Origin of the sequence: Tenacibaculum soleae (genome assembly GCF_001693415.1) — a bacterium.
Classification (GTDB): Bacteria; Bacteroidota; Bacteroidia; order Flavobacteriales; family Flavobacteriaceae; genus Polaribacter; species Polaribacter soleae.
Map to the genome: position 1 here is coordinate 1 of NZ_MAKX01000011.1, position 2,032 is coordinate 2,032.

2 protein-coding genes are annotated in these 2,032 nt (G+C 29.7%); both read left to right on the forward strand.

The window, feature by feature from the left end; genetic code table 11:
* The first annotated feature begins 319 nt into the window (after positions 1–319).
* Positions 320–778 (forward strand): hypothetical protein, encoded by a 459-nt coding sequence (locus tag BA195_RS09600; RefSeq protein WP_141677686.1) that lies wholly within the window; start codon positions 320–322, stop codon positions 776–778.
* 165 nt (positions 779–943) lie between these two features.
* Complete coding sequence (locus BA195_RS09605) at positions 944–1,600, forward strand: hypothetical protein (RefSeq protein ID WP_068704887.1); 657 nt, start codon at positions 944–946, stop codon at positions 1,598–1,600.
* Positions 1,601–2,032 lie beyond the last annotated feature (432 nt).

The following is a 2,032-nucleotide window of genomic DNA, read 5'->3' on the forward strand; positions in this document are numbered from 1 at the left end:
GAAATATTATCCACAAGATGTGAGAATTGAATTTGAGAATGGAAAAGAAATATGGATTTCAGCATTTGAATTTAGAGATAATACAATGATGCCAATGCAAGACCATATAACAATATTTTTTGACAAAGAAACAGCCGAAAAATATAAAATCGGAATAAAAAACGTTGGGTAACACCGTATATAATTTATTGCTAGTTCTAGCCTACTTACGAAAATCCTCTCGGATTTTCTATTCGGTTTTTATTTATTAACTTAGTTGCTTAAACCACGCAACAAACCATATACAATCACGTTGTGCAACATAAGACAAAAATCACGAATGACTAAAAAACTGATATTTTCATTAATAATGATTTCACTTATAAGTTGTAATGGAATAAAGGAAAACTGGAATATTTCTGGAAATTGGTATTCAAGTAGCTCTGAAAAACTCGAAAATAACACGATTGATTATACCGAAATTTTCATCAAAAATGACACTGTTCATATTTGTTCTGAATATATGTTGAGAATGTTTCCTCGAAAGATAATTTTGAAAAATGATTCATTATTTTTTCACTCAAAAGTGGATTCTAATTTTGTTGGAAATATTTTAAAGAAAACAAAAAAAGGCTTTGACTTAGGAATAAAAAATGAAAATAAAAGGACTTATAACCAGATGGAAAACTTTAATAATCTTGAAAGTTTAGTTAATGGAGAAATAACAGAAAAAGTTTATTATTCTGAATTTGTAGAACGAATGAATAATAGATACGAAGAATTAGGAATTGAAAATTAAATAAAATTACGTTGCACAACAACGTGTATAAAAAATTGCTTAGTTTAGTGCTTTATCAAAGATCGTTGAGTTTTTGAAACTTTGGAATTTTCCGGTGGAAAATTCCTCGCTCACAAAAACAGCAACTTTCCATAACACAAAACCGTTGTGTGTCATTAGAAAAAAATGAAGTTAATACCAGTAATAGAAATCGGATATGCAAATCAGGGGATTGAATCTCCTGAACAGGGACCTTATTGGAAATATCCAACTGAATGGGATGATTTCAATCATAAGTCATACAAAAAAGCTGGATTCAAAGATTCTTTTAAGCCATTCGACCCTGGAGCTTCGATTTACAGTATTGATTTAATTAGTGACGAAAATCTTAATAAAATTGTCGTTGACCACACAGAGGAATTACGAAAAGCTGAATATGATAGAGAACAAGCAAGTCCTTTATTTGGTGGATATGTTCTTGAAATTAATGGAGAAAAGCTTTTCTATCCACAATGTTGCGGAGATTTAGGAGATATCCAGTTTTGGAGAAACATTTCAAATGGAAAAGAATCTTTTTATGAAGGACACCCTGCTCCAATAGTAAAATTTGACAAAGACGAGATTATGTTTGATTTAAATGTTCAGGAGTTTGAAGAGGAATTTACTCCAATTCCTAAGAGAAGGGTTTTTCGAATAAAAAAAGAGGAATTGAAAAAGGCTATTAATGAAACAGAATTGATTTTAGAAAAATTTTCAAACCGAATTAAAGCTATTAATCAATCAGAAAATTTGAATTTGGAGAGGATTGAAGATTTATTGGTTTGGGAGAATATTAATTATTAATAAAAACGAACACACAACACCGTATATAATTTATTGCTAGTTCTAGGCTACTTACGAAAATCCTTGCGGATTTTCTATTCGGTTTTTATTTACTAAATTAGTTGTTTAAACCACGCAACAAACCATATACAAAYACGTTGTATTTAATATGATCAGCCTTTTGGGTTCCAAATAGACATTTTCGGACTTATTAAAGTAGGATTAAGTACAATTTTTAAAATACTAACGAAATAGACTTTTAAGGAAGTTTCGGCTCAAACTGTACGATTGACATCGTTGAGAGTTTCACTATCAAAACGTTGATAACGTATAACAGTTTGGCGAAGTTAGCATAAAATAATGACATAGTCAATTGATTTTCAAATAACTGTAGGTATTTTACAGAATTGGAATTAAAAAAGATTGGATTTTAATGAGTCTGTTTTTTGATGA

Coding starts and splice junctions, on each gene's coding strand:
- BA195_RS09600 (WP_141677686.1), top strand. CDS start 320: ATGACTAAAAAACTGATATTTTCATTAATAATGATTTCACTTATAAGT.
- BA195_RS09605 (WP_068704887.1), top strand. CDS start 944: ATGAAGTTAATACCAGTAATAGAAATCGGATATGCAAATCAGGGGATT.